This window comes from Nocardioides sp. NPDC087217, assembly GCF_044744805.1.
Taxonomy (GTDB): domain Bacteria; phylum Actinomycetota; class Actinomycetes; order Propionibacteriales; family Nocardioidaceae; genus Nocardioides.
In genome coordinates, this window is sequence record NZ_JBIUZB010000015.1 from 17,501 (window position 1) to 43,706 (window position 26,206).

22 protein-coding genes and 1 pseudogene are annotated in these 26,206 nt (G+C 69.3%); 8 read left to right on the plus strand and 15 right to left on the minus strand.

The window, feature by feature from the left end; translation table 11 throughout:
* Positions 1 to 25 precede the first annotated feature (25 nt).
* The 3 genes from ACIO3S_RS29540 to ACIO3S_RS29550 all read right to left on the minus strand — a co-directional run bounded on the left by ACIO3S_RS29540 (position 26) and on the right by ACIO3S_RS29550 (position 3,437).
* Positions 26 to 928: a glycosyltransferase gene (locus ACIO3S_RS29540; protein ID WP_160027263.1), complete on the minus strand. Its 903-nt coding sequence runs from the start codon at positions 926 to 928 to the stop codon at positions 26 to 28.
* On the minus strand, positions 925 to 1,860 hold the full coding sequence (locus tag ACIO3S_RS29545) for a glycosyltransferase family 2 protein (RefSeq protein WP_400470494.1): 936 nt from the start codon (positions 1,858 to 1,860) through the stop codon (positions 925 to 927). The genes ACIO3S_RS29540 and ACIO3S_RS29545 overlap by 4 nt, the downstream gene beginning before the upstream one ends.
* Before the next feature lie 74 nt (positions 1,861 to 1,934).
* Positions 1,935 to 3,437: an LCP family protein gene (locus ACIO3S_RS29550; RefSeq protein WP_400470496.1), complete on the minus strand. Its 1,503-nt coding sequence runs from the start codon at positions 3,435 to 3,437 to the stop codon at positions 1,935 to 1,937.
* A gap of 113 nt (positions 3,438 to 3,550) precedes the next feature.
* Here ACIO3S_RS29550 and ACIO3S_RS29555 point away from each other — a divergent pair, with 113 nt between their 5' ends.
* From ACIO3S_RS29555 to ACIO3S_RS29565, 3 genes and pseudogenes are all read left to right on the plus strand, one after another.
* Entirely contained in the window at positions 3,551 to 4,873 is a 1,323-nt protein-coding gene (locus ACIO3S_RS29555; protein ID WP_400470499.1) for an LCP family protein, read from the plus strand.
* Between the two features lie 95 nt (positions 4,874 to 4,968).
* Positions 4,969 to 5,619: pseudogene (locus ACIO3S_RS29560) on the plus strand (ABC transporter ATP-binding protein); the annotation flags it as partial.
* Between the two features lie 74 nt (positions 5,620 to 5,693).
* Positions 5,694 to 6,482 (plus strand): ABC transporter permease subunit, encoded by a 789-nt coding sequence (locus ACIO3S_RS29565; protein ID WP_400470502.1) that lies wholly within the window; start codon positions 5,694 to 5,696, stop codon positions 6,480 to 6,482.
* A gap of 19 nt (positions 6,483 to 6,501) precedes the next feature.
* Here the strand turns inward: ACIO3S_RS29565 and ACIO3S_RS29570 are convergent, their stop codons facing one another.
* Both ACIO3S_RS29570 and ACIO3S_RS29575 read right to left on the minus strand, forming a co-directional pair.
* Positions 6,502 to 7,167, minus strand: a complete 666-nt coding sequence (locus tag ACIO3S_RS29570; RefSeq protein ID WP_400470505.1) for a response regulator — start codon at positions 7,165 to 7,167, stop codon at positions 6,502 to 6,504.
* A complete protein-coding gene (locus tag ACIO3S_RS29575) occupies positions 7,164 to 8,288 on the minus strand; it encodes a sensor histidine kinase (protein WP_400470508.1) in 1,125 nt (374 codons plus the stop codon). The genes ACIO3S_RS29570 and ACIO3S_RS29575 overlap by 4 nt, the downstream gene beginning before the upstream one ends.
* Positions 8,289 to 8,426: 138 nt before the next feature.
* Between ACIO3S_RS29575 and ACIO3S_RS29580 the strand changes: the two genes are divergently transcribed.
* A complete protein-coding gene (locus tag ACIO3S_RS29580; protein ID WP_400470511.1) occupies positions 8,427 to 9,326 on the plus strand; it encodes a crotonase/enoyl-CoA hydratase family protein in 900 nt (299 codons plus the stop codon).
* A gap of 179 nt (positions 9,327 to 9,505) precedes the next feature.
* Here ACIO3S_RS29580 and ACIO3S_RS29585 read toward each other — a convergent pair whose 3' ends face one another.
* Positions 9,506 to 10,003 (minus strand): gluconokinase, encoded by a 498-nt coding sequence (locus ACIO3S_RS29585; RefSeq protein WP_350844503.1) that lies wholly within the window; start codon positions 10,001 to 10,003, stop codon positions 9,506 to 9,508.
* Positions 10,003 to 10,743 (minus strand): dienelactone hydrolase family protein, encoded by a 741-nt coding sequence (locus ACIO3S_RS29590; RefSeq protein WP_400470514.1) that lies wholly within the window; start codon positions 10,741 to 10,743, stop codon positions 10,003 to 10,005. Before ACIO3S_RS29590 ends, ACIO3S_RS29585 begins: the two co-directional genes overlap by 1 nt.
* 43 nt (positions 10,744 to 10,786) lie before the next feature.
* On the opposite strand from ACIO3S_RS29590, the gene ACIO3S_RS29595 reads away from it, so the two are divergent.
* The gene (locus ACIO3S_RS29595; RefSeq protein WP_400470517.1) at positions 10,787 to 11,272 is read left to right on the plus strand and encodes an SRPBCC family protein; all 486 of its coding nucleotides are present in this window, start codon (positions 10,787 to 10,789) and stop codon (positions 11,270 to 11,272) included.
* Between the two features lie 617 nt (positions 11,273 to 11,889).
* Here the strand turns inward: ACIO3S_RS29595 and ACIO3S_RS29600 are convergent.
* From ACIO3S_RS29600 to ACIO3S_RS29620, 5 genes are all read right to left on the minus strand, one after another.
* A complete protein-coding gene (locus tag ACIO3S_RS29600; protein WP_400470520.1) occupies positions 11,890 to 12,723 on the minus strand; it encodes a 3'(2'),5'-bisphosphate nucleotidase CysQ in 834 nt (277 codons plus the stop codon).
* Positions 12,724 to 12,733: 10 nt separating this feature from the next.
* Positions 12,734 to 14,779 carry a protein kinase gene (locus ACIO3S_RS29605; RefSeq protein ID WP_400470523.1) on the minus strand — a complete coding sequence of 682 codons (2,046 nt, stop codon included), beginning with the start codon at positions 14,777 to 14,779 and terminating at the stop codon, positions 12,734 to 12,736.
* A 103-nt stretch (positions 14,780 to 14,882) separates the two neighbouring features.
* Entirely contained in the window at positions 14,883 to 16,229 is a 1,347-nt protein-coding gene (locus ACIO3S_RS29610; RefSeq protein ID WP_400470526.1) for an exopolysaccharide biosynthesis polyprenyl glycosylphosphotransferase, read from the minus strand.
* 141 nt (positions 16,230 to 16,370) lie between these two features.
* On the minus strand, positions 16,371 to 17,030 hold the full coding sequence (locus ACIO3S_RS29615; RefSeq protein ID WP_350715368.1) for a response regulator transcription factor: 660 nt from the start codon (positions 17,028 to 17,030) through the stop codon (positions 16,371 to 16,373).
* Positions 17,031 to 17,043: 13 nt separating this feature from the next.
* Complete coding sequence (locus tag ACIO3S_RS29620) at positions 17,044 to 18,036, minus strand: sensor histidine kinase (protein WP_400470530.1); 993 nt, start codon at positions 18,034 to 18,036, stop codon at positions 17,044 to 17,046.
* A gap of 432 nt (positions 18,037 to 18,468) precedes the next feature.
* On the opposite strand from ACIO3S_RS29620, the gene ACIO3S_RS29625 reads away from it, so the two are divergent.
* Positions 18,469 to 19,065: a LuxR C-terminal-related transcriptional regulator gene (locus ACIO3S_RS29625; RefSeq protein WP_400470533.1), complete on the plus strand. Its 597-nt coding sequence runs from the start codon at positions 18,469 to 18,471 to the stop codon at positions 19,063 to 19,065.
* Between the two features lie 15 nt (positions 19,066 to 19,080).
* Here the strand turns inward: ACIO3S_RS29625 and pth are convergent, their stop codons facing one another.
* Both pth and ACIO3S_RS29635 read right to left on the minus strand, forming a co-directional pair.
* Positions 19,081 to 19,689: an aminoacyl-tRNA hydrolase gene (gene pth, locus ACIO3S_RS29630; protein ID WP_400470536.1), complete on the minus strand. Its 609-nt coding sequence runs from the start codon at positions 19,687 to 19,689 to the stop codon at positions 19,081 to 19,083.
* Positions 19,686 to 20,309, minus strand: coding sequence for a 50S ribosomal protein L25/general stress protein Ctc (locus tag ACIO3S_RS29635; RefSeq protein WP_160027222.1), 624 nt, complete (start codon positions 20,307 to 20,309; stop codon positions 19,686 to 19,688). Before ACIO3S_RS29635 ends, pth begins: the two co-directional genes overlap by 4 nt.
* Positions 20,310 to 20,532: 223 nt before the next feature.
* On the opposite strand from ACIO3S_RS29635, the gene pepN reads away from it, so the two are divergent.
* Together pepN and ACIO3S_RS29645 are read left to right on the plus strand one after the other, a co-directional pair.
* The gene (gene pepN / locus ACIO3S_RS29640) at positions 20,533 to 22,965 is read left to right on the plus strand and encodes an aminopeptidase N (protein WP_400470539.1); all 2,433 of its coding nucleotides are present in this window, start codon (positions 20,533 to 20,535) and stop codon (positions 22,963 to 22,965) included.
* Between the two features lie 48 nt (positions 22,966 to 23,013).
* Entirely contained in the window at positions 23,014 to 24,027 is a 1,014-nt protein-coding gene (locus tag ACIO3S_RS29645; RefSeq protein ID WP_400470541.1) for an LCP family protein, read from the plus strand.
* Positions 24,028 to 24,603: 576 nt separating this feature from the next.
* Here the strand turns inward: ACIO3S_RS29645 and ACIO3S_RS29650 are convergent.
* The gene (locus ACIO3S_RS29650; protein ID WP_400470544.1) at positions 24,604 to 25,878 is read right to left on the minus strand and encodes a DUF222 domain-containing protein; all 1,275 of its coding nucleotides are present in this window, start codon (positions 25,876 to 25,878) and stop codon (positions 24,604 to 24,606) included.
* Positions 25,879 to 26,206 lie beyond the last annotated feature (328 nt).

Sequence of the window (26,206 nt, forward strand, 5' to 3'; positions counted from 1 at the left end):
TAGGTCTCTGTGGGTAAGGGGTCGGTCAGGAGGAGGTGGGCAGGGTTCGCATGCCCCGCGCGGCGCGCAGGGCCTTGATCACGTTGACGGCTTCGTGCTTGCCGCCTCGCAGCGGGCTGAGGAGGACCACAGCCGCCGTGATGAGCCAGGGCTTGAGACGTACGAGGACGTTCTCGCCGTAGCGGAAGTGGACGACGAAGAGGTTGCGGTACATGTAGAAGCCCTTCCAGCCGGCCAGGTCGTGCTGCTGGCTGAAGTCGAGCTGTCGCACGAGCACCGCGTCGCGTACGGCCCAGATGGTGCGGCCGGCGCGGCGGGCGCGGATCGCGAGATCCACGTCGTCGTAGAAGATGAAGTAGGTGGGATCAGGGAGCCCGATCTCCTCCAGGACGGTGCGGCGGATCATGAAGCCCTCGAAGGCGACGTTCTCCACCGCGACCCGCTCCGGAAGCGCGTCGCGGGTCGGGTAGGTGTCCATGACCGAGGCGGTCTTGGGCTTGATCGCGAGCGGGTTGCGCAGGTCGAACTTCAGCGCGGCCAGCTCGATCAGCTTGCCGTTCTTGTCCTCACGCACCGAGAAGAGGCAGTCCTCGTCCTGGGCGAGCAGCACCTCGAGGCAGTCGTGGGCCGGGACGACGTCGTCGTCGATCAGGTAGAGGCGGTCCCAACCCTGCTCGACCGCGGCCTTGGTGCCGAGGTGGAAGCCACCGGCGCCACCGAGGTTCTCCGGGCTGTCGATGACCTGCAGGTTGGGCGTGACGGCCTCGGCGAGGACCTGCGCGGTGTGGTCGGTGGAGGCGTTGTTGACGACGATCACCGCGTCGGCGGGCTGGTCGAGCTTGGTGAGCCCGTCGAGCAGCCCACGCAGCATGTCGGCGCGGTTGTAGGTGACGACGACGATCGCGACCGTCTCACGGGTGGTGCTCAACGAAGGAACCTCTCGTGTCCACTGAAGTCCCCCCGGATGGCAGCCCACCACGCCTGCGCAGAGAGCCGGATCCGCTTCGGCTGCGGCTTGGTGAGCAGGTAGAACCATAGAGTCTTCGCCACGAAAGCCAAAGCGAAGGGCCACCCTCGGTAGTCGCGCAGGTTGAGCAGGTTGTTGCGCGCCATGCAGTAGTGCTTCAGGTCGCTCGGCGTGTGGTTGTACGTCGCCCTCCCCCACGCCATCGGGGTGCCGAGATCGCCGACGGACGGGTGGCGCACCTGAGCGCCGACGACGGTCGCGATCCGCGCCCCGGCCTTCTCGGCCCGGAGACGGTATTCGTGGTCGTCGCCCCAGATGAAGTACTCGGCTCGGGGGTAGCCGATCTGCTCCACCAGGTCCCGGGTGACCAGGACCCCGTTGAACGGGATCACGATGTCCTTGATCAGGCCGTCGGTGGCGGCTGCCTCGACGTCGGCGAGCTGGTGCACGACCTTGGAGCGGCCTGGGAGCCTGATCGGGAACACCAGGCGGCCGGGGTCACCCTCGTCGACGACGAGCGGCCCCCAGAAGTCGAGGTCGGTCTGCTTGAGCAGCAGCCCGAGGCAGTCGGTGTCGGGCAGGCCGTCGTCGTCCATCAGCCAGACCAGGTCGGCACCGCGCTCGATCGCCATCTCGAGGCCGTCGTGGAAGCCGCCGGCGCCGCCGCTGTTGCGCTCCAGGGTGCGGGCGATCACCGGCACCTGGCGCTGGCCCGGCTCCTCGGCACCGTCGAGCTCGGCGAGCCACTGCGACGTACCGTCGGTGGAGGCGTTGTCGATGACGATCACCTCGTCGAGGCCGTCGACCACGTCGAGCCGCTCCAGCAGTCGCTGCAGCAGCTCGAGACGGTTGAAGGTCACCACGACCGCGGCGACACGATTGCTCCCTGGCACGGATCCAGACTAGCCGCGACCGCGGGGTATCCCGGGAATCAGCGAGTCGCTGTGACCTGCGCTTAACCCGTTGTTCAACACGCTGAGGCGAGGTCGTCGGTCTCGTTGGCCTGGTAACCCTTGTTGCGCGAGCCCAGGGAGCCGCCGGTGACCGGGCCGCCCTTGTCGGAGTCGCCGGTGGCCTTTGTCTTGTTCTTCGGCGCAGGTGCCTTCGTCTCGCCGTCGCCGCCGGTGCTCGGCGAGGCGAAGACCTCTTCCTTCTTCGGGGTGGCCTTCTTCACCGCCTTGCGCACCTCGGCGTGGATGTCGGACATGTCCGGGTCGGCGGTGTTGACCAGCGGAGGCACCAGCGAGAGCGTCGAGATCTTCTGCGACTTCGCCTTCAGCGCCAGCGCCGAGAACCGCTCGATCTCGCTCGGCGGGACCGAGGTGGTGATGGTGGAGCCGGTCGCCTTCGCGACGTCCTGGTAGTGGCGTACGACGTCAGCGGGGCTGGTCTGCTGCAGGATCGCGTTGAGGACGCACTTCTGGCGGGCCATCCGGGAGTAGTCGTCGGAGTCGTGGCGGGCCCGGGCGTACCAGAGGGTCTCCCAGCCGTCGAGCTTCTTCGTGCCGGGCTGGATGTGGGTGTAGAAGCTGTCGGAGGGGAGGCCGACCGGGATCGGCTGGCGGACGTTCAGGGTGACTCCCCCGATGGCGTCCACGATCTCCTCGAAGCCGTTGAGGTCGACGATCGCGTAGTAGCTGATCTGCAGGTCGGTGATGCCCTCGACGGCGTCCACGGTGGCGGCCATGCCGGGGTCCTTCTCGCCCTTGTAGAGCTCCTTGTGCTCACCGGCCCAGGTGCTCACGCCGTTGAGGTAGCAGCCGTCGCAGTCGAAGCCGCGCGGGAACTCCTCGTCCATCGGCGAGCCGTCGTCGAAGGTGAAGTTCTGCATGTTGCGGGGCAGGCCGATGAGCACCGTACGTCCGGTCACGGCGTCGATGGAGGCGACCGTGAGCGAGTCGGGACGCAGGCCCCAGCGGGTCTTCCCACCGTCGGAGTCGGCGCCGGCGAGCAGGACGTTGAACCGGCCGTTGTGGGCCTCGGCGGCCTCCGCACCGGCGAAGATCGCCTCGACCATGCCCTTGTGCACGCCGACCAGGTGGGCACCGAAGATCAGGGTCGCGGCCACGGAGAAGGCCAGCGCGCCGTTGATCGCGACCACGATCCGGCGCTGCTTGAGATCGAGCTCGAGCGGACGGCCCAGGCGCCAGGCGTCGATGAAGAGCCCAGCCCAGGCGATGGCGCCGGCGATGAGCGCGATGCGGAACAGGCCCAGCAGCCACGGCGTCGTGCCGAGCCGGAAGATCAGGCCGTGCCACAGCAGGGAGATCCCGAAGACGAGCCCGGCGGTGATCGCGAGGCCGATGACGGTCCAGATCGCGATCCGGCCGACGCGGCGGTTGCCGGCGACGAGCTGGGCGGACCCCGGCAGGAGCAGCGTGATGAGCAGCAGCGCCATGGCGCGACGGAACCGCACGCGGGAGGCGCGCTCGGCGGCCGTACGCTGGGGCCGGTAGTTCTGCTCAGCCATCTGGGGTCCCTCGAGTGATGAGTTTGCACCGCCAGTATCACCAGTCACACGAGTAACACGGTGGTGCGACGCGCCGACTAACTTTAGCGGCCTGGCACGGTACGTTTGAGCGCATGCCAAACCCCCGCAACCCTGGCAGCCCCAACGATCCCCGGTCGCAGCAGTACGGCTGGGCGTACGGTGGTGGCCAGCCTGCTCAGCCCTCGGGGCCCGAGCCCACCAATGTCATGCCCACCGTCCGGCGCCCTGCCGGCGGCGCGCCGCCTCCGGCGCCGCCGCTTGGCGGCTATGACCGGCCGCTGCCCCAGCCTGGGCAGATCGCGCCGACACCCGGTTATGACCAGGGGTATGACCAGGGCTACGGCCAGCAGGGTGGCTGGAGCCAGCCGAGCGAGTACGGCGGTAACGGCGGCAACGGCTATGGGGGTCCGGGCGATGGCTACGGCGGCGGTCGCGGGGGCCGCGCACCGAAGCCGAAGAAGCGCCATCCGTTCCGCAAGTTCGTTGCCATCGTGATGATCCCGGTGCTGATCGTGGTCGGCGCGGTCGCCTGGATCGGCATCAGCGCCTGGAACAAGGTCGACAAGGTGCCCTATGAGCCGACCGCGGGCGAACGGCCCGCGGACCAGCCGGGCACGACCTACCTCATCGTCGCCAGCGACTCCCGCGAGGGTCTCACCGCCGAGGAGAAGAAGAAGCTCTCCACCGGAGACGCCGCCGGCAGCCGCACCGACACCATCAAGCTGCTGCACACCGGCGCCGGGAAGACGATCGTGGTGACCCTCCCCCGTGACTCCATCGTGCCGATCCCGGGTCACGGCGAGACCAAGATCAACGCGGCCTTCGCCTACGGCGGCCCCGAGCTGCTGGTGCAGACGATCGAGCAGAACACCGGCGTACGCATCGACGGCTATGTGGAGATCGGCATGGGCGGTCTGGCCCGACTCGTCGACGGCGTGGGTGGCATCGAGATCTGCCCGAAGAAGGACATGAAGGACCCCAAGGCCGGCCTGGACGTCAAGAAGGGCTGCCAGGAGGCCGATGGCGTCACTGCGCTCGCCTACTCGCGGTCCCGCTACGCAGCCGAGGACGGCGACCTGGGTCGTGGCGCCAACCAGACCGAGGTCATCTCCGCGATCGGCAAGAAGGCCACCAGCCCGGCCACGCTGCTGAACCCGTTCAAGCTCGCCGAGATGGGCGAGGGCGCCGCGGGGCTCAAGGTCGGCGAGGGCATGAGCGTCATCGGCGGCGCGAAGTTCCTGTGGGCGTTCAAGGCGCTCGCGGGCGGCTCCGCGATGACCTGTGGCGTCCCGATCAGCGACTTCGCGGTCCACTGGCGCAAGGAGGACGCGCTGACGATGTTCGGCCACATCAAGGAGGACACCGTCGACCAGATCCCGGCGGACATCTGCACGGCGACCGGTCTGCCCGAGTAGCCCGTTCCAGCCAGCCGTCCCTACTGACTTTCGTCGGTAGGGACGGCTGCTTTTCGTCCACTGTGCCCGGCCGCGTACGTCCCTAGGTTCGAGGCATGATCACTCTGGACCACTTGACCAAGAGATACGGCGCGACCACCGCGGTCGACGATCTCACCCTGCAGATACAGCCCGGCCGGGTCACCGGCTTCCTCGGCCCCAACGGCGCCGGGAAGTCCACCACGATGCGGATGATCCTCGGCCTGGACCGGCCGACCTCGGGGACCGCAACCATCGACGGCCGTCCGTACACCTCGCTGCGGCGTCCGCTGCGCGAGGTCGGTGCGCTGCTCGACGCCAAGGCGGTGCACCCCGGTCGCCGGGTGCGTACGCATCTGGTGGCGATGGCGCGGAGCAACTCGATCCCGGTGGCCCGGGTCGACGAGGTGCTCGAGCGGGTCGGTCTCGCCGGGGTCGCCCGGCGGCGGGCAGGCAACCTGTCGCTCGGCATGAGCCAGCGGCTCGGGATCGCGGGCGTGCTGCTCGGCGACCCGCGGGTGATGCTGTTCGACGAGCCGGTCAACGGGCTCGATCCCGACGGGGTGATGTGGATCCGGAAGCTGCTGAGGTCGCTCGCCGCGGAGGGGCGTACGGTCCTCGTCTCCAGCCACCTGATGAGCGAGATGCAGCAGACCGCCGACCATCTGGTCGTGCTCGGACGCGGTCGGCTGCTCGCCGACGCCACGATGGCCGAGTTCGTCGGGAGTCACGGGTCGCTCGAGGAGGCGTACTTCCGGCTGACCGCCGGCAGCGTCGAGTACACCGGGACGGAGGTGGCCTGATGCTGAGTCCGTTCCTGGCCGCGATCTCGTCCGAATGGACCAAGCTCTGGTCGGTCCGCTCGACCTGGTGGTGCCTGATCGGCGCGGCCGCGCTGATGGCGCTCTACTCGGTGCCCCTGGGCTTCGACGCTGCCGAGCCCAACCTGGGGCTGTCCCATGCCGACCAGCTGCTCCACGTCGAGGAGGTAGCCACCGCGGGGATGCTGTTCACCCAGTTCGCGCTGATCGCGCTAGCCCTGCTGACGGTGACGTCGGAGTACGCTTCGGGCAGCATGCGGACGACCCTGCAGTGCGAGCCCCGGCGCGGCCGGGTGCTGGTGGCGAAGCTCCTGGTCGTCGAGGTCGTCGCGCTGGTCGCCGGGGCGCTCCTCGCCCTCCTGGGCGCCGGCCTCGGCTACCTGACCGCGGGTGACTACGGGGTCTTCGACGTCTCCGCGGTGGCCGAGGTCGCCGGCAGGATGAGCGTCTACATGGGCGCGGTCGTCGCGCTGGCGATCGGTCTCGCCGTGGCGCTGCGCAGCACGGCCGGGGCGCTGGTCGTCGCCTTCCTGGCGCTCTTCCTGCTGCCGATGGTGCTGATGATGAGCGGGATGGGCCTGATGACCGAGGTGTCCTACTACCTGCCGGGGACCGCCGGCACGGAGTATCTCGGCGTCGGGATCGCGACCATCTTCGGGCTCGACGACGGACTCCCCTACAACGGCAACGGCGGTCTCGGCCTCCTCGCCGGCTGGTCGGTGGTCACGCTCCTGGCCGGCTACGTGGTGTTCCGCAGGCGCGACGCCTGAGCCGCGACCACCGGCGACCTCAGTCCTCGCTCACGAGCCCCGCCTCGTGAGCGAGGACTGCTGCCTGTACCCGGTTGCGTACGCCGAGACGACCGAAGGCGGTGCTCAGGTAGGCCTTCACGGTCCCCTCCACGAGGTGGAGACGGCGGCCGATCTCGGCGTTGGAGAGCCCGGCGCCGACCAGCGCCATCACGTCGCGCTCGCGGTCGGTGAGGGCGGCGACCTTGGCCCGAGCGTCCGCGGCCCGCGACATCCGGTCACCGGCGCCCGCACCGAGCTCGGCGATGACACGCTGGGCGACCCGTGGCGAGAGGAAGGCGGCGCCGTCGGCGACCGCGTGCACGCCCGCGAGCAGCTCACGGGGGTCGCCGGACTTCAGCAGGAACCCGCTCGCCCCGTCACCGAGGGCCCGGGCGATGTAGGCGTCCTCGGAGAAGGTTGTCAGCATGACCCGCGCGGTCTCCGGAGTGGTCCGGGCGATCTCGGCCCCGGCGGCCAGACCGTCCATCCGCGGCATCCTGACGTCGAGCAGCGCGACGTCGGGCCGGTGGCGCTGGGCCGCCTCGACCGCCTCGCGCCCGTCGGCCGCCTCGGCGACCACCTCGATCCGCTCGTCGGTCTCCAGGATCGCGCGTACGCCGGCCCGCACCATCGCCTCGTCGTCGGCGAGCAGCACCCGGATCACAGGCGCACCCCGCGCCGCTGGTCCTCACGCGCCGGCAGATCGGCGACCACCTCGAACCCGCCGCCGGCGGCGGGGCCGTGGCGCAGCGTGCCTCCGGCGGCGCGCGCCGCCTCCTCCAGCCCGGCCAGGCCGAGGCCGGTGGTGGCGCCGGCCCGCGGTGGGAGGGTCGCGCGGCCGTTCGTCACCGAGAGGCGTACGCCGTCGACGCCGGTCTCCACCGAGACTGTCACCGACGACCCCGGGGCGTGCCGGGCCGCGTTGGTCAACGCCTCCTGCACGATGCGATGGGCGGCGACGTCCCGTACCCCGTCGCCATCGCCGAGCGACCCCTCCAGACGTACGTCCATCCCCGACTCACGCGCACGCTCGACCAGGCCACCGATCCCGGCCGCGGCTGGGGTCAGCGGCGCCTCCTCGGCGGCGGGGCGGAGAACGCCGACGATCTCGCCCAGCCGCTCGGTCGCCCCGGCGGCGGCCGCGCGGATGGCGCCGGCCGCCTTCTGATGGGCGTCGCCGAGCCCCGGTGCCACCTCGAGCGCTCCGGCGCGGAGCGCGATCAGGCTGAGCTCGTGCCCGAGCGAGTCGTGCATCTCCTCGGCGATCCGGGCACGCTCGGTGAGCTGGGCCTGCTCGATCTCTGTCGAGTGGTTGCGGGCGACCTGGCGCAGATAGCGGCCGCTGAGCCACGGCAGCGCCATGAAGATGACCATGTTGCCGGCCATCGCCACCTGCACCCCGCCGCCGTTGACGACGGCGTCGAGCGCGGTCAGCGTCACCACGGCCACGCCGGCCACGACCGCCGACGGCCACACCCGGTCGGCCCATCGGCCGACGAGGAAGCTCACCAGCGCCGCGAACGCGATGTAGCTGATCAGGACCCACCCGTCGTTGGCCACCACCGTGCCGCCGACCAGCGCGCACACGAGCGCGACCGCGACCGCGGGCTGCCTCTGCCGGACCCACATCGCGAGCGTGACGCCGAGGACTCCCACCAGCGCCGACCAGCCCGACCACTGCGGGTGACCGGCGTCGCTCATGTAGAGGTGCTCCGCGGCGACCGCCACGACCAGGAGGCCCGACAGGATCGGTTCTGACAAGCGGGGCCGACGCAGCAGACTCACGCTCACCACGGTAGTTGCCGTCTCGACCGGGCTGTACCGACTTTCGACAGTACTTGGACCCGCCCATCCGCGACTGAACGGACCCATTACGCGAGAGGGGGTCTCGACAAGCTCGACCACCGGTGCAGACTGTGACCCATGGCTTACGAGACCCTGACCTTCGACGTGGACGCCGACGGCATCGCGCTCCTGACCCTCAACCGCCCGGACGCCCTCAACTCGTTCACGGTGACGATGGCGCGCGAGCTCGAGGAGGTCTTCACCACCGACGCGATGGCCGACGAGGTGCGTGCGGTGGTGGTGACGGGCGCCGGGCGGGCGTTCTGCGCCGGGATGGACCTCTCCGCCTCCGGAAACGTGTTCGGCCTCGACGAGTCGCTGCACCCGACGCCCGAGAGGCTCGCCGAGCACCTCGCCGACCCGGCGAACCACCCCGAGTACGCCGACGGCGTACGCGACACCGGCGGCAAGGTCACCCTCGCGATCCACGCGCTCCCCAAGCCTGTGATCGCCGCCGTCAACGGCCCGGCGGTCGGGATCGGCGCCACGATGCTGTGCGCGATGGACGCTCGGCTGGCCTCCTCGAAGGCGAAGATCGGCTTCGTCTTCGGCAAGCTCGGCATCGTCCCCGAGGCCTGCTCGTCCTACTTCCTACCGCGCGTCGTGGGCGTTCCCCGGGCCCTCGAGTGGCTCTACACCGCGGAGATCCTCAACCCCGACCAGGCTCTCGAGGGCGGTCTGATCCGCAGCATCCACCTGCCCGACGAGCTGCTGCCCGCTGCGATCGACCTGGCCCGGAGGTTCACCCAGAACCGGTCGCCGGTCGGCACCGCGCTCGTACGACAGCTGATCACCCGCAACGCCTCCGCGCGCCACCCGCTCGAGGCGCACCTGTCCGACTCGCTGGCGATGTTCTACGCCTCGATCGGCGACGGCAAGGAGGGAGTGGCGGCATTCCTCGAGAAGCGGGACCCCGAGTTCACCTCGAAGGCGTCCGAGGTCCCGAACGTGTTCCACGGAGATATTTTTACAGGCTGACCTGCACGAATAGCCGAGGATCCCCTGTTGTGGGGCAGCATCCTGGGCTACGGTCGAAGTGGGCCCGCCCGCTGGTCCCTCACCCGGGTGTGGCCGCGGCCGGCACGCAGTGCCCAACCCGAGATGGGCGCGTGTCGGCCGCCTCTCGGCCCCATTTCGGGCCCATTTTCGGCATAGCCTCAGGCGCCGATCCGACCTGCGTACTGCTCGACGATCGCGTCGACGGGCTGGTCGACGTCGAGGGCCATCCCGGCCTCGTCCGGCTCGAGCGGCTCGAGCGTCTTGAACTGGCTGTCCAGCAGCGTGGCCGGCATGAAGTGGCCCGGCCGGCTCGCCTGGCGCCTCGCGATCACCTCACGGGTGCCCTCCAGGTGGAGGAAGGTCACCTCCGGGCAGTGCCGGCGGAGCTGGTCACGGTACTTCCGCTTCAGCGCCGAGCAGCCCATCACGCCACCGCGCTCTGCGTGCCGGGCGAGCCACTCCCCGACCGCCTCGAGCCAGGGGTAGCGGTCATCGTCGTCGAGCGCGATCCCCGCGGTCATCTTCTCGATGTTCGCCGGCGGATGCAGGTCGTCGGCATCCTCGAACGGCACCCGCAGCCGCCCCGCGATCGCCGCCCCGATGGTCGACTTCCCCGAGCCCGAGACTCCCATCACGACAAGTACCGGTTTCGCCATCACGCCATCGTACGGGCGTAGAGCGCCTCGAGATCGGTGAAGTGACGATGAGTCCCCGCCTCCTGGTAGGAGGAGGTGTCCGCCATCGTGTAGCCGTGCGGGGCGTCGGGGTAGATGAGGTTGGTGTAGATCACCCCGGCGTCGTCGAGGGCCCTGCTGAGGTCGTCGACGTTCTCCGGCGTCATGGAGCGGTCGTGGTCCGCGTGCCCGAAGTAGTACTCCGCCCTCGTCCCGGCGATGCACGTGTGCGGCGAGTCCGCGTCCGCGGTGACCAGCCCGCCGCCGTGGAAGCCGCCGACCGCGACGAACTCGTCGGGGAACCGTCCCGCGGTCCGCACCGCCAGCCGCGCGCCCATGCAGTAGCCATGGGTGGCGAGCGGGCCGGTGACGAACGTCTGGAGGGTCTCGACGTACGCCGGGATGTCGACCGCCAGCCGGTCCACGGTAAGGCCACGGACCCGGTTCATCGCGCCGCCGGCGAAGAACGCGTCCCTGGCGGCCGGATCGCGGAGGTCCCCGGTCGGCGCCAGCTCCGCCACGGTGCCGTCGCGGTAGAACGTGTTGGGGGCGAGCACGACGTAGCCCCAGGAGGCGACCCGCTCGACCATCTCGGCCAACCGCGGCCGCAGGCCGATGGCATCCATGTAGACGAGCACCCCACCCTTCGGCGGACTCTCGGGCCGGACCAGATAGGCCTCGGCGGTGCCGTCAGGTGTCTCGATCTCGATCTGCTCGACCACGCCCTCACGCTATCGGTAGCACCTGGGTGCCATGCTCGTCCCCATGACTCAGCACCCAGAGGCACTGCACCTCGAATCCTCCCGAGCGATCCCGGTCGCGTACGAGACCGCCCTCGCCCGCGTCCTCCCAGCGCCGCTTCCGCAGATCTTCGGTCGCCGGTACGCCGCGATCGGCCCGATCGCCGAGGTCCGCGACCAGGCCGGCGGCTGGGATTCCGCCGGGGAGACCCGCACGATCGTCCTCGCCGACGGCGCGACGATGCGCGAGGCCCTCACCGCCGTCGACGCACCCTCGTCGTTCTCCTACGAGATCACGCCGCTCTCGGGTCCGCTCAAGCTCCTGGTCGGCCACGTCGCCGGGAGCTGGTCCTTCGCCCCGGCCGGCACCGGCACCCGGGTCACCTGGTCCTGGGACGTCACGCCCGCGTCTCAGGCCGCGTCGTACGCAATGCCTGTCTTCGGGTGGATGTGGAAGGGATATGCCCGGCAGAGCCTGGAGTCGCTCGAGGAGCTGCTGGTCGGCGATTGAGGTTTCTTTGGCACGCCGGCGGGATGGCGTGTTTTGTGGCTGGCGTTTGCCGCCGACCCTTTCGAGGAGGGTGTTCTCGCCGCCGTCCGGAGTCAAGGACGGCCTTCGGCCGCCGGCTGCGCCGGTCGCCTTCGGCGATCCTTGACACCGGACGTCGCCGAGAATTTTGGCTGGCTATCGGGTCGGCGGCAGGGGTTTGGCGCAGCGGTTTGGGTTGGGTAGGGGCTTGGGATCTGGGGGTGGGCTGACCGCCGGAAGGAATTTTCCTTCCGGTGAGGCGAACGAATTTTTGTTCGCCTCAGAGGGAGCCTGGCCTGGGGTGGGGTTGGCGCGTGGAAGAAATTTTCCTTCCACCCGGAGACCCCGTGTCTGGTCCAGGCGCGGAGCGGTCACCCGCCGTGGGTGCGTGTGCCGTGGCCACACCCGGGCCGCCGCCCCGATAGCCAGCCAAATCTTTTCTCGACATGGTCCGGTGTCAAGGACCGCGAAGCGGCCGGCGTAGCCGGCGGCCGCAGGCCGTCCTTGACTCCGGGGCAGGTCGAGAACACTCTCGAAGAACGGGTCGGCGGCCCATCAACTAATGAGGAAACCCTCGCGGTCAGCGAAGTGGCAACCCCTCACACCCCATGCCGCTTGATGAACGACAGGATCTGCTCCGACAGCTCAGGCCGACAAACGATGACATCAGGCAGATACACATCGTCCTGGTTGTAGCGCAGCGGCGAGCCATCGATGCGGGATGTGAACAGCCCGGCCGCGGCGGCAACGGCCACGGGCGCGGCCGAGTCCCACTCGTACTGCCCGCCCGCGTGGACGTACGCGTCGGAGATGTCACGCACGACCGACATCATCTTCACGCCGGCCGATCCCATCGGCACCAACTCGGCGCCGAGCTCCTCGGCCAGCGCCTCCACGAAGGCCGGTGGGCGGCTGCGGGAGACGGCGATCCGGGGGCGGGCCGAGGTCGAGGGCGGTACGACCGGAGCGGCGCCGGTGTGGAACGTGCTCTGCACGGACGCGTCGGCCAGCGCCGGCTGCGCGACGGCACCGGCGATCAGCTCCCCGCCGTTGGAGGAGGCCCAGAGCGCCACGTGCACCGCCCAGTCGTCGCGCGGCGGCTCGGAGAACTCGCGGGTCCCGTCGAGCGGATCGATGATCCACACCCGGTCCTTGGTGAGCCGCTCCTTGGAGTCCTTGCCCTCCTCGGAGAGGACGGCGTCCTGCGGGCGGTACTCGGCGACGAGCTCCATCAGCAGCTCGTGGGCCGCCAGGTCACCGGCGTCCTTGAGCTCCTTGCCCTCCAGGCCGGAGGTGGCACGCACCTCGAGCAGCCGGCGGCCGGCGGTCTCGGCGAGCCAGGCGGCCAGCAGGTGGTCGGAGGCGAGGATCTCGGTCGTAGGCACACCAGGAGCGCTCTGCTTCATGTTCTCGGGCTCCGCTTCGAAAGTCACCCACGGCACTCTAGCGAGGCGACCGCCGAGTCCGATAAAGGCCCAGCCCGAGTCCGATCGCGGCGACCAGAGCCACCCCGGTCAGCACCGCCCGCAGGATCAACCCGGTCTTGGCACGCTCGTGCACGTCGGTGACATCGTTGGCCATGGTCTCGGCCGACTTCAGGATCACCTGGAGAAGGCTCTGGATGTATTCGACGGCGCCGTCGGACCAGGTGCGGACGATCGGCTCGCCCTTCGACGCCGCCCTCATCTCGGTGGCGACGCCTTCGATGCTGCCCTTGGCGGCGACGTCGCGGACCGTACGCTGCACCATCATCGCGCCCGAGCCCTTGTCGAAGGTGCCGTCGGAGACCCGGTCGAGCTCCGCCTGGAGCTCGGGCGAGGCGCCCGAGTAGAACGCCGAGGACGCCTTCACCCAGGCGGCCTCCGCGTCGGTGAGCTCCTTGACCGACTTCGTGCCGATCTCGTTCTCGGAGAGTGCGACGACCATGAGCTCCCGCTCGATGCTGAACGCCTCCGCCGCCTGCGTCAGCCTGCTGAGGTTGCGGACCTGGTCGCCGGTCTGGTTGTCCTCCAGCTCCGGCACCTGCCCCGCGAGCATCAGCAGGTTGCTGGCCAGCGCGGTGTAGACCTCGCGAGCGGCGTCCTGGCTGGCCCGGTCGCCTTCCTGCATCTCGACCCGGTAGAGCTCCAAGTCGTCGAGCACCTCGGTGACGTCGTGGTGGAGTCTGCGCAGCTCGGCGTCACCGTCGACGTCGATCTCGGCCGCCGCCGTCCGCCACTCCTCGACCGCGAGGTCCGTGGTGTGCAGGTAGGTGGAGCGTACGTTGACCGGCGCCTGCGCGACGGGCTGCAGCGCGTCCCGTTCGAAGATCACGTCGACGGCGAGCTCGATGGTCTCCGGGAGCGCCTCGCTGAGCGCGGCCGCCCGGCCGGTCTCCGAAGCGCTCCGGAAGGAGGCGAAGGTGGCCAGGCCGCCGACAGCGACACCGACCAGGGCGACGGCCAGCAGGATGCTCAACGTCCGGTTGGCGCCGGAGCGCTTCGCCACCCGGGATCCGCCGGTCGGGAACGACCCGCTCGCCCCGATCTTCGCGAACGCCCCCGACGAGCCGGTGGCACCGGTCGACCCGGCAGCGGGGAACGAGCCGCTCCCGCCGAAAGCCTCGTAGGCACCGGAGGTACTGATCGGACCCGACGGGTGCACCGGACGCTGCCTGGGCACCTGGGCGTCGAAGACCGGCAGCGGGCCCGAGCCGGTGAGCACCGCGACGACGTCCTGCGCGCTCGGCCGCTGCTCGGGGTCCTTGGCCATCATCATCGCGACCAGGTCGTCGATGATCTTCGGCACCTGGACCACGCCGCTGACCGGCGGGATGGGCGCGGTGGCGTGCTGGTAGACCATCGTTGCCGGCGCACCGCCGGAGTAGGGGGTGCGGCCGGTGAGCATCTCGTAGAAGACGCAGCCCAGGGAGTAGATGTCGCTCGGCGGACCGACCTCGCCACCCGAGCCGCGCTCGGGCGAGAGGTAGCCGAGGCTTCCGACCACATCATGGGTGGAGGTCAGCCGCTGGTCGCCCAGCCGGGCGAGCTGGGCGATCCCGAAGTCGACGATCCTGATCCTGCGGTCGCTGTCGTAGACGAGGTTGGACGGCTTGATGTCGCGGTGGACGATCCCCTGGGCGTGGACCGCGGCGAGCGTACGCGCAGCCTGGACGATGACCTCACCGGCCTCCCGGGCGATCAGCGGGCCGTGCGAGCGCAGGCGTTCGCCGAGGTCGGGGCCGGTGAGGAGCTCCATCACGAGGAAGGCCATCGGGCCGTTGGCGGTGCGTTCGATCCCGGCGTCGTGGACCTGCACGGTGCCGGGGTGGCTGGCGGCCGCGGTGGAGAGCGACTCACGCCGGAACCGCTCGATCATCGTCGGATCGGCCGATGTCCGCACGACCTTGACCGCGACCCAGCGCTGCAGGGTGAGGTCCATGGCCTGCCATACCTCGCCCATACCGCCTCGCCCGATCAGGCGGTGCAGCTCGTAACGGCCGGCAATCATGGGGTGGGGGGAGGTTTGCATGGGGGACGTTCCCGTCGAGGATCCAGTTGTTCGTACGTGTTGGCTTGCTCACACAACGGCCTGGGAGTTTAGGCGACACTCACTAGTAGGCGCCAGAGCCACGCACAACAGCTTTGACTGTACGAACGACGATTCCGAAGTCCCGCAGCAGCGTCCAGTTGTCCACATAGTCGAGGTCCAGGCGGACCGTGTCCTCCCAGGAGAGGTCCGAACGCCCCGAGACCTGCCACAGCCCGGTCAGACCGGGTGCAACCGCAAGTCGGCGATGAGAGTCCCGATCGTACATCGCCACCTCGCTCGGCAGGCCCGGCCGGGGCCCGACCAGGGACATCTGGCCCAGCACGATGTTGAACAGCTGCGGCAGCTCGTCGATGGAGTACTTCCGCAGCACCCGTCCCACCCGGGTCACCCGGGGGTCCGCACGGAGCTTGAAGAGGACGTGGCCGGGCCGGTGGTCGAGCGTGCGCAGCAGCGACTCGGCGTCGACGACCATGGTGCGGAACTTCCAGATCCGGAACTGCTTGCCGCCTCGGCCGACGCGCACCTGACGGAAGAAGACCGGACCCGGGGAGTCGAGCTTGATCACGACCGCCATCACGGCGAAGACCGGCAGGAGCACGGCGACGGCGGCCGCCGCGGCCAGCCACTCCCACACGTACTTGGCCACCCGGGTCAGCCGCGCCCGCAGGGCCTCGTCGACGTAGAGAAGGGTCATCGAGCCCAGCCGCATCGAGGACGTACGCTGCGGGGTCACGTCCTGCATCCGGGTGCTGACCAGCAGCGGCAGGCCGAAGGACTCGCTCGTCCAGGCCAGCCGCTGGATCTCGCGGCCGGCCAGGTCGGGCCCGGGGACGACCAGCACGGCATCGGGTGTGACCGAGGCGATCGCGCCGGAGAGCCCGTCGGCCCGGCAGACCGCCGCCGCCTCCATCAGACCGCCGCTGAGCCGGTGGGTCCACTCCGGGATGACACCGTGGTCATGGGCCGCCTCGACCACGACGACGCGCAACGGGGTGCGCGGCCGGGAGCTGAAGATGTAGCCCACGATCCGGAACGCGAGCGCGGTCACCAGCCCGAGGATGGTCTGCACGACCAGCTGCGCCTGCGGCAGCTCGACCACAGCACCCAGCAACCAGGTCGCCATGCTCATCGCCATGAACGCCTTGAAGACTCCCGAGACCGTCGCCCGCAGGCGCTCGGCGCCGGGCAGGATCTTCGGCGCGGTGATCCTGGTGGCCAGTCCCCAGACCAGACCCCACGCGAGCGCGTGGACGACCTCCTGTCCCACGATCAACGGCGCGAGGATCATCAGCGCGAGACCGTCGACCATCGAGGCCTGCAACCGAAGGGAGGGTGCCTTGGCGGACACCCTCCGGCGGTTGATGTCGAGCGGGACTACTGTCTCCACCGACGCCAGCTCTATCGTCATCAATCTCCCCCATAGCTGCTGGGCGCCCGAACGCTTACTTCATGCCAGAACAATGCGGGAAGAAAGCGGTCGTTGGGGGCCGATGGGGGTCCGGTTAGACCAAATGAGGGAACCGGAACCCACTGGTCCAGACCAGTCGTCTCACTCCAGCGACTGCGGGGACCGCCAGCCGAGGCGATGGGCGAGCCCGACGGCGGCGATCTGGGACGTGACCTGCAGCTTGGCGAGGATGGACTTCACCTGGGTGCGCACGGTCGCCTCGGAGACGACGCCGATCACGGCGATCTCGTGGACGGTGCGGCCGAGCATCAGATGGCCGAGGACCTGCGACTCGCGCTTGGTGAGCAGCTCGATGCGGCGGCTCAGCTCGGAGACCTCGTGCTGGCGCTCGAACCAGACCCGGATCAGCCGCTCGCGGTCGCTCACCGCGAGCACGCAGGCGCCCTGGTAGAGGCGCCTGACGGTGCCGAGGATCTCGCCGAGCGGGCGGGACTTGGACAGCACTGTGCGGGCGCCGTTGCGCAGCGCCTGGCCCCAGCGCGCCTCCTCGATCGCCCCGGTCACCACGACCACGTCGACGCCGGCCTTGGCCAGCGGCTCGATGAGGCGTACGCCGTCGCCGTAGCGGCCGAGGTCGAGGTCGAGGAGCACGACCTTCGGCTTGTTGCGGAGCACGACGGAGACCATGGTGGCGGTGGAGACGGGCTCACTGGGCATCGGGATGCGGCGTACGTCGTATCCCTCCATCGAGACGGCGAGCTCGAGCGACTCGGCGAAGAGGACATGGTCCTCGACGATCACGACTCGATACTGACTACGCGGCGACAACGTCATCGGAGGCGCCTTCCTTGTCTGCTTCGGCGGTGGGGCGCTGGATCACGGCGCTGGGAAGGGTGACCACGAAGGTCGTACGGGCCGTGGCGGCGAGACGGAGCGAGCCGCCCATCCGCTCGGCGACGGTGTGGGCCTCGTTGAGCCCGATGCCCTGGCCGGCCGAGTCCGGCCCACGGACACCCCACTCGAAGATCCGTTCGCGCACCTCGGGGGAAACCCCGGGGCCGTCGTCGGAGACCTCGATCACGACCATCTGACCGGCCTCGCCCGACTCGTGCCGGACGGTGACGTCGACAGCGCCGGAGCCGTGCTTGGCCGCGTTGTCGAGAAGAATGTTGACGATCTCCGCCGCCGCGTCCGAGCTGCCGGAGGCGAGCGCGTTGCTGGGCTCGTGGACGACCGTGGTGCCGCTGGCCTCATGAGCCAGGGCGAGGTTGTGGATCACGGCGTCGACATCGATCACGCCGACGTCGATCGGCATCGTGTCCGCGCCGCCACGCTGGGCACGCATGAGGCGCTCCAGGCGCCTGAGCTCGCTGCCCATCATGGTCATCATCGCGACGCGACGCTCCGGATCGAGCGTGTCGGAGTTGCACAACAGCTCACTGGCCGAGCGGACACCGGCGAGGGTAGAGGTCACCTCGTGCATCCGGGCCCGGTGGAGACGCTGGGTCTCTCGCGCGCTGAGCAGGTCGTGGTAGATCTCGTCGGCTGCCTTCGCCTCCGCCGCGCACACGCGCCGGTAGATGCGCACACCACCGAACAGCAGCGCTGCGGCGGCGACGAGCGACGTGATGACGACGATGGCCGTGAGGAGCAGCCAGAGGACTACTCCGTGGGCGTGGAAAGAGACCCAAGGTCCCTGGAGGACGGCGATCAGAAAGCTTTGGATGCCGATGAAGACGGCGGTGGTCGTTGCGTACGCGGTGGTTAACCAACCCGAGTTGATCCGCTGGAAAATGGACGTAGACATACTGCTCCCCAGGTCGGGTCGGCCAGTGAGGTATGAGTCCCGAATAGGGCCGTGTCCAGGCCCTGCTCCCCCAGCCCGAGCTTGTCGGGCCGTCCCAGTTTGAATGTTGTGACCGAAACCTTCACAAGGCAACGTAATCAGCACCGTATCGCCACGGGACCGCATTTCGGGCCAATACCGAGAATTGAGGAGTCATAGAATTTCGAGGTCGTCCACAAACTACATTGCGGGACACGTTGTCCCAGGTCATCCCCAAACTTGGGGCACTGTAGAACAGGTTCCCGATCCCCGCCTGCGGCTCACCAGAATAGCCATACCCCCAGGGAGATCCAGCGGGGCCCGAGACGACCGAACGGCACGGCAGACATGGCAGGCTCGACCGTACGACTCAGGGTTGCTGTCTCAGCCGACGAGACGATGACCCTCGATGCCGTGACGGTTGCGCTCGACGAGCGAGGCATCACCGTGACCGCGACCGCCTCCACCTCCGCGGAGCCGGATGAGCTGCTGGTCGGAGATCCCTCGGCCTGGCTGGTGGTCACCGACCTCGATGGCTGGACCCATCTCGGCGAGGTGTGTGACCTGGTCCGCGGCGTACGACTGCCTGGGGTCGTGCTGACCCCCGCCCCGCGCGGGGGCCTCTGGGGTGCCCTGCTCGAGGCCGGTGCGGTCGCGGTGCTCTCCGCCGACACCGGCTCGGACACGATCGAGGACACGCTGCGCGACGCGGCGGAAGGACGGTGCGGGCACACTCCGAGCGAGACCGAGGGTCTCATCGCGCAGTGGCACCTGCTCCGGGACGGTCGCGAGCGCATGCACCGCCTGGTCCGTTCGCTGACCGTGCGCGAGCACGAGGTGCTGGAGCTGCTCTACGACGGGGCCACCGTCGCCGAGATCGCGGCGCGCTTCGGCGTCGCCCAGACGACGGTGCGGACCCAGGTGAAGTCGATCCTGCGGAAGTTCGAGGTCGGTTCCCAGCTGGCCGCGGTCGCTGCGTACGACCGGTATCTGCGCCCGCCCAGGAGCTGACCCCAGGAGCTGACCCTAGGAATTGAACTTCTGCTGGGTCTTCTCCAGACCCTCGTTGATCAGCGTCTCGATCGCGTCGGCGGCGGTGTCGACCACGAACGGCAGCACCTTGCGCTCGGTGGTGGAGAAGTTGGAGAGCACGAAGTCGTGCACCTCCTGGCGACCGGGCGGGCGGCCGATGCCGACGCGCACCCGGTAGAAGTCGCCGGTGCCCAGGGAGGACCGCATCGACTTGAGGCCGTTGTGGCCGTTGTCGCCACCACCCAGCTTGACCCGCATCGTGTCGAAGGCGATGTCGAGCTCGTCATGGATGGCGATGACGTGGTCGGGCTGGACCTTGTAGAAGGTCGCGAGCGCCTTGACCGGCCCGCCGGACTCGTTCATGTAGGTCCGGGAACGGGCGAGCACGACGCGTGGGCCGGGCAGCCCCGGAGTCGCCCCCGGGAGCCGCCCTTCCACGACGTCAGCACGGCCGGACTTGTGGGCACGCCACTTGCCGTCCAGCCGGTTGGCCAGCTCGTCGGTGACGAGATAGCCGATGTTGTGACGGTGCCCGGCGTACGTCGGCCCGGGGTTGCCCAGGCCGACGACCAGCCAGACGCCGTCGGTCACAGCACTGGTCACTCGCCGTTGGTGTCCTCGGCCTCGGCGGACTCAGCGGTCTCGCCCTCGGCGGCCTCGTCGGCGGCGGGCTCCTCGATGGTCTTGGCCTCGGTGATGTTGACGACCAGGGTCTCCGGGTCGGTGACCAGGGTGGTGCCCTTCGGCAGCGGGACGGAGCCGGCGAGGATCTGGGTGCCGGCCTCGAGGCCCTCGATGCTGACCTCGATGCTCTCGGGCACGTGGGTGGCCTCGGCCTCGACGGTCAGGGTGTTGGCGTCGGTGACGACCATGGTGCCGGAGATCGCGTCGCCCACGACGTGGACGTTGATGTCGACGGTGACCTTCTCGCCGACGCGGACGGCGACGAAGTCGACGTGCTCGATGACGCGGCGGACGTCGTCGACCTGGACCTGCTTGGTCATGGCGAGCTGGACCTTGCCGTCGATGTCGAGCTCGAGGAGAGCGTTCGCACCGTGGTTCTTGAGCGCCATCATGGTGGCGTGACCCGGCAGGGTCAGGTGCATCGGGTCGGCGCCGTGGCCGTAGACGACCGCCGGAATCTTGTTCTCACGGCGGATGCGGCGAGCGGCACCCTTGCCGAACTCGGTGCGCTTCTCGGCGACGATCTTCTCGCTGGACATGCGTTGAACTCCTCGATGAGTGGTGCTGACGTCAATGGCGCCCGGCTGGTCCAACGAAGGCCGTGCGACGAAGGCACGGCGTCTCTGCGAAGAGACGTCCACCTTGTCGATCACGGAGCGCGATGCGCTCCCTCGCCGAGGCAACTGCCACAGACTATCCCCGGATCACGCTCACAGCGAAATGCGCGCGCGTGCTGACCTGCGAGGACGTACGTTGGAGGTCGTGTCCCTCACACTCGACGAGGCCCGCACACGGGCCGGCGTGCTCAGCTCCGTCTCCTACTCGCTCGATCTCGACCTCACCGGTCCCGAGACCTTCCGGAGCCACACCCGGGTCCGGTTCCGTTCCACGGTCGCCGAGACGTTCCTGGACCTGAAGGGGGCCCTCACGGTGTCGTTGGTCGTCAACGGGGAGGCGGTCGAGGCCGCCTACGACGGTGTGCAGGTGGGCCTCACCGGCCTCTCGACCGGGCTGTCCGAGGAGGCGGTCAACGAGGTGGAGGTGACCGCGACGCTGCCGTACACGACCGACGGCGACGGGATGCACACGTTCACCGACCCCGTCGACGGATCGCGCTATGTGTCGGCCTACCTGGGCATGGACAACGCCTCGAAGGTCTTCGCCTGCTTCGACCAGAACGATCTCAAGGCGTCGTTCGCGGTCGCGGTCTCCGCAGATCCGGCCGACACCGTCCTCGCCAACGGCGCCGTCGTCTCGCACTACGGCGGCCGCTGGGTCTTCGCCACCACTCCCCCGATCCCGCCGGCACTGCTGGTCGTCGCCGCCGGGCCGTGGCACTCGGTGCGATGGACCTACGCGCTCGATTCCGGGGAGAGCCTCGACTTCGGCTGGCATGCCCGGCGGTCGCTGGCGGCCGAGCTGGACCGGGACGCGGACGAGCTGCGGCGTACGTCCGAGGCGTGCTTCGCCCACTACGCCGACCTCATCGACGAGCCCTATCCCTTCGACTCCTACGACCAGGTCTTCGTGCCCGGGCTCAACTGGGGTGCGCAGGAGATGCCGGGGTGCGTGACCTACCGCGACGAGCTGTTGCCGCGCGGCGCGATCACCGACACCCAGCGGGCCATCCGCGCGGTGATCATCGCCCACGAGATGTCGCACATGTGGTTCGGCGACTCGATGACGATGACCTGGTGGGAGGACACCTGGCTGCAGGAGTCGTTCGCGGACTACATGGGCTACCGGGTCGCCGAGGCGGGCGCCGGCTTCTCGGACCTGCGGGTCGAGGTGGAGATCGGGAGCAAGCCGTGGGGCTACCGCTCCGACGCGCGCCGCTCGACCCATCCGGTCGCTCCGCTGGCGGTGGACGTACCCGACGTGGACACCGCCGCCACCATCTTCGACGGCATCTCCTACGCCAAGGGCGGGGCCTGCCTGGTGCAGCTCGCCTTCTGGCTCGGTGACGATGAGTTCATGGCCGGGGTCAATCGCCACCTTACCCGCTTCCGGTTCGCCAACGCGACCCTGGCCGACTTCGTCGAGTCGCTCGCGGCGAGCTCGCCGAAGGACGTACGTGGGTGGGTGGACGCCTGGCTGCGGCGCCCGGGGTTCGACACCGTGTCGGTGCGGCGCGACGGAGACGTCCCGGTCCTGGAGCGCGAGGGGAGCCGGCCGCATGCGTTCACCGTCGCCGGCTACGACTCCTCGCTGCGACTCGTCGGACGTACGCGGGTCGAGCTAGGTGCCGAGCCGGTGCCGCTGCCGGAGCTCGCCGGGCTCGTCGTGGTCCCCAACGCCGGTGGCGAGACCTTCGCCGCGCTCCGTCTCGACCCGGGGTCGTGGGAGGCGCTCTCCGGCGGGCTCTCCCGGCTCGAGGACCCGCTCGTACGTGCCGTGCTCTGGTCCGCCACCGCCCTCCGGGTGCGATCGCGTGACCTGTCGGCCGACGACTACCTCGACCTGGTCGAGACCCACCTACCCGCAGAGACCCGGGCCGACATCATCGAGGGGGTGCTCGCCGAGACCCGCTCAGTGGTGATCCCGCATCGGGTGCCCGCATCGCGAGCGGCTGGAGCGGTCGCGCGGGTCGCCGCCGCGTCCGCCGCGGGCCTGGCGGCGTCCGCGGACGACGAGCAGCGGGCACTGGCCTGGGCCGCGGCCCTGGCCGCGACCAGCGCGGACGCCGAGCTGCTGCGCGGCTGGCTGGACGCCGACAAGATCGGGGTCAGCATCCCGCTGCTGCCGACCACACGCTGGGCGGCGATCGTACGTCTCGCCTCGCTCGGTGAGGCCGACGCGCGCTTCATCGCGACCGAGCGCGACCGGGACGGCACCGCTGAGGGAGACCTCGGGGCGCTTCGCGCCCTCGCCGCCCGCCCCTCGACCAGCGCGAAGGACGCCGCCTGGGAGGCGATGCTCGCCCCCGGTGTCGACAACCGTCGCTTCGGGGCGCTGGCATCGGGGATGTGGATCGCCGAGCAGGCGCATCTGCTGCGTCCCTACGTCACCGCGTATCTCGCCGAGGCGCCGGCCCTGGCCACCCGTGGCCAGGCCTTCGCCCTCGAGGTCGGGCGTGCCTTCCCGCGGATCGCTCTCGATGACGGTCAGCTCGATGCGCTGCGCGCGGCCCTGGCCGGCGACGTACCGACGATCCTGCGACGGTCCTGGGAGGACCACTTCGACGACCGCGAGTAGCGACCACTAGCCTCTATCCGCCCTCGACCCCCACCACTGAGGACGGCCATGAAGAAGACGCGCATCTGGCTCGGCGTCGGGATCGCGTTCGTCGTGCTCGTCGGCGCCGTCACCGGCACCGGCTGGTACCTCGCCCACCGGCTCGACCGTCAGGTCCGGACCGTCGATGTCTTCGCCGGGCTCGAGGAGCGTCCCGAGGCCGCCGGCGACGCTGCCGGCGCCATGAACATCCTGCTACTCGGCACCGACGGGCGTACCGGCGGCAAGGCCACCACCGGCAGCGGAGCCACGGCGTCGTGGACCCCCGGCGAGCAGCGAGCCGACACGATGATGCTGCTCCACCTCAGCGCGGACCGCCGCTCTGCCTCGGTCGTCTCCATCCCCCGGGACTCGTGGGTGCGGATCCCCGGGCACGGCAACGCCAAGATCAACGCCGCCTTCTCCCAAGGTGGGCCGAGGCTCAGCGTGCAGACGGTGGAGAAGCTCACCGGCGTACGCATCGACCACGTCGCGTGGGTCGACTGGGCCGGCTTCGAAGAGATCGGCGACCTCCTCGGCGGCGTCGAGGTCTACATCCCCGAGACCGTCCACGACTCAGCGCGCCACCGCACCTGGACCAAGGGCACCCACCTGCTCAGCGGCGAAGAGGCCCTCCTCTACGTACGCCAGCGCTACGGCCTCCCCGGCGGCGACCTGGACCGGGTGAAGCGCCAGCAGTACGTGCTGCGCTCCATCCTCCGCGGCCTGAGGCAGAGCGTCGACCCGAAGAACCCCAAGAAGGCCTACGACCTCCTCGACATCATCACCCGCCACCTGACCGTCGACTCCGGCTTCTCCGGCGGCGACCTTCGTGGGTTGGCCCTCGATCTTGCCCGGATGCCGTCTTCGGACCTCACGTTCTTCACCGCCCCCGTGGCGGGGTTGGGCAAGGAAGGCGCGCAGAGCGTCGTCCGTCTCGACAAGCGCGAGGGCCGGCGCTTGTGGGCGGCCATGCGTGAGGACGACATGGCGAGCTGGCTCGCCGAGAATCCCGATGTTGTGACTGGCGGGACGGTCAGCTGAGGTTCTTCGGAGCTGGGGCCGCCGACCCGTTACGGATGGTGTTCTCGACGAATCCCGGAGTCAAGGACGGCCTGCGGCCGCCGGCTTCGCCGGCCGCTTCGCGGTCCTTGACACCGGGCTCCGTCGAGAATTTTGGCTGGCTATCGGGTCGGCGGCAGAGTCTGGCGCAGCGGATTCAGTTGGGTGCGGGCTTGGGGGATGTGGCTGGTCGTGCGCGCCGGCGGATCGTGCTTCGTGGGTGCCTATGGCAGTGGGCGCGATCTTGTGAATCGTTCACAAGGTTGCCGCCGGCTCTGGCCGGGTCGGGTTCGGCAAGGCGGGTCATCAGTTCCCCACTGATCCGGAGAGTTCCCCACGAGCATGGAGGTTCCCCACTCTCCGGAGGGCGGGGAACCTTCGCTGCGGTGGGGAAGTGTCCCCGTGAGTGGGGAGCGGCGGGCGTGGAGTCGAGAAGGGTGGCCGGAACGCTCATCTGGGCACCAGGACAGGCGCCTTCAGCAAGAGCCGACACCGGTCGACGGTTGGGGTCCTCGCCTCGCGGCCGGGACCCGGTGAAGTGATTCCCCGTCCGGCCGGTTAGGGGCGACGGGTGAACCTGATGGTGCCGTCCGGTAGCCGCTCATGAACGTACGCCGCGTTGTGCGCCAGGCGATGATGATGCGGACACAACAACGCCCCGTCCTTGAGATCGGTCTTCCCGCCCGCGGCCCACGGGTCTAGATGGTGGGCATCGCACCACTCCGGTGGCATGTCACAGCCCTCGGCTTGGCAGCACTTCTGCTGCAACCGCAGTGCCTTGCGTTGGATGGGCTGGAAGAACCTGCTGCCCCTACCAGCATCGAGAACCTCACTGTCACCACCCAGGACCCAGGGGATGATGGTGGCGTTACACGCCAACTTGCGGGCCTCAGCGGCTGAGATGGTGGTGCCGTTGGTCTCGTCATAGCCCAGGGTGGCGATGCCGAGGTCCTTGCGGAGCTCCTCAAGGCTGATGACCACGTTGACCACGGTGGCGTCGCCACCGTGACGGGGCAGCGCGGCCGGGTCGATGGTCTCCAGCAGCCGCGAGAACCCTTGGCCCATGAGTCGTTCCCACGGCGGCAACGGAGCACCCTTGCCGACGAGCTGTTGCTTGCGGGGCTGGGCCCAGGCCTCCACCAGACGCTTGAACCGCATCCCCATCGAGACCGGCAACACGCCGTCGAACCCGACGGTGCCGTCGTGGTTGTCCCAGACCCGCAGCGCGGTCTTCTGCTGAGCACGCTCCTCTTCAGCCAACAACGCTTTGGCTTCGGCGTCCTCGAACCGGGCCGGGTCGATCTCGGCCAGGATCCGTCGTCCGACGATGCGGAGTTCGTTCGCGGTCCACCGGGTGGCGTAGTCAACGAGAAGCTTCTCGGCCAGGACCAGGTCCTCACTACTGGCGACCGGGTCGGCCTCGATCTTGTCGAGCGCCTGGGTGATCACCCTTGCCTTGTCCAGGGACACCACACCCTCAGCGAGGCCGGCAGCGACGAGGTCGTACTTGGCCACCGCCGCCGCGAGTTTCACCTGAGAGCGCGCCACGACTTTGTCGACGAGGAGCTCGGTCCGCATCCACCCGGACGCGTCTTTCGCACCGGTCTCCTCGGCGATATCACCGGCCGTCGCGAGCACCCGCAGCTTCAATGCGGCTTGTTGGGCCTGGAGCTTCTCCAACCGTTCCAGAAGGTCCTTCTTCTGCTCCGTGCGCCAATAGGCCGGATCGGTCGAGAGGAGATCTTGAAGGGCGGTCTCGATGGCGGTCAGGGCAGCGTCGATCGCATCGCCGGGGTTGGTGCCCCAGGGGTCGATCGAGCGGCCGAGACTCATCGCTGCCCTCTCCTTCAGAGGTGTGCTGTGATGTGTCCGATTCTACGCCCGCACAGCCTGATTGACCATCCATTTTCCCTGGTCAACAGCCATTTTCGCGGCGAGCGAACGACCTAGCATCTGTGGATGGTAAGTGGCCCGAAGGGCCACCCTTCCACCCCATCAACCTCACCTGTCCCAAGCAAGATGCCGCTGCGCCACACCCGGGCCGCCGCCCCGATAGCCAGCCAAGTTCTTTCTCGACGGGCCCCGGTGTCAAGGACCGCGAAGCGGCCGGCGAAGCCGGCGGCCGCAGGCCGTCCTTGACTCCGGGGTTCGTCGAGAAGAC

What these genes read in the sequence shown, in the direction of transcription:
- ACIO3S_RS29550 (WP_400470496.1), bottom strand. Translation starts at nt 3,437, where the DNA reads ATGGCTGAGCAGAACTACCGGCCCCAGCGTACGGCCGCCGAGCGCGCC.
- ACIO3S_RS29555 (WP_400470499.1), top strand. Translation starts at nt 3,551, where the DNA reads ATGCCAAACCCCCGCAACCCTGGCAGCCCCAACGATCCCCGGTCGCAG.
- ACIO3S_RS29565 (WP_400470502.1), top strand. Translation starts at nt 5,694, where the DNA reads ATGCTGAGTCCGTTCCTGGCCGCGATCTCGTCCGAATGGACCAAGCTC.
- ACIO3S_RS29580 (WP_400470511.1), top strand. Translation starts at nt 8,427, where the DNA reads ATGGCTTACGAGACCCTGACCTTCGACGTGGACGCCGACGGCATCGCG.
- ACIO3S_RS29585 (WP_350844503.1), bottom strand. Translation starts at nt 10,003, where the DNA reads ATGGCGAAACCGGTACTTGTCGTGATGGGAGTCTCGGGCTCGGGGAAG.
- ACIO3S_RS29595 (WP_400470517.1), top strand. Translation starts at nt 10,787, where the DNA reads ATGACTCAGCACCCAGAGGCACTGCACCTCGAATCCTCCCGAGCGATC.
- ACIO3S_RS29605 (WP_400470523.1), bottom strand. Translation starts at nt 14,779, where the DNA reads ATGATTGCCGGCCGTTACGAGCTGCACCGCCTGATCGGGCGAGGCGGT.
- ACIO3S_RS29610 (WP_400470526.1), bottom strand. Translation starts at nt 16,229, where the DNA reads ATGACGATAGAGCTGGCGTCGGTGGAGACAGTAGTCCCGCTCGACATC.
- ACIO3S_RS29620 (WP_400470530.1), bottom strand. Translation starts at nt 18,036, where the DNA reads ATGTCTACGTCCATTTTCCAGCGGATCAACTCGGGTTGGTTAACCACC.
- ACIO3S_RS29635 (WP_160027222.1), bottom strand. Translation starts at nt 20,309, where the DNA reads ATGTCCAGCGAGAAGATCGTCGCCGAGAAGCGCACCGAGTTCGGCAAG.
- ACIO3S_RS29645 (WP_400470541.1), top strand. Translation starts at nt 23,014, where the DNA reads ATGAAGAAGACGCGCATCTGGCTCGGCGTCGGGATCGCGTTCGTCGTG.
- ACIO3S_RS29650 (WP_400470544.1), bottom strand. Translation starts at nt 25,878, where the DNA reads ATGAGTCTCGGCCGCTCGATCGACCCCTGGGGCACCAACCCCGGCGAT.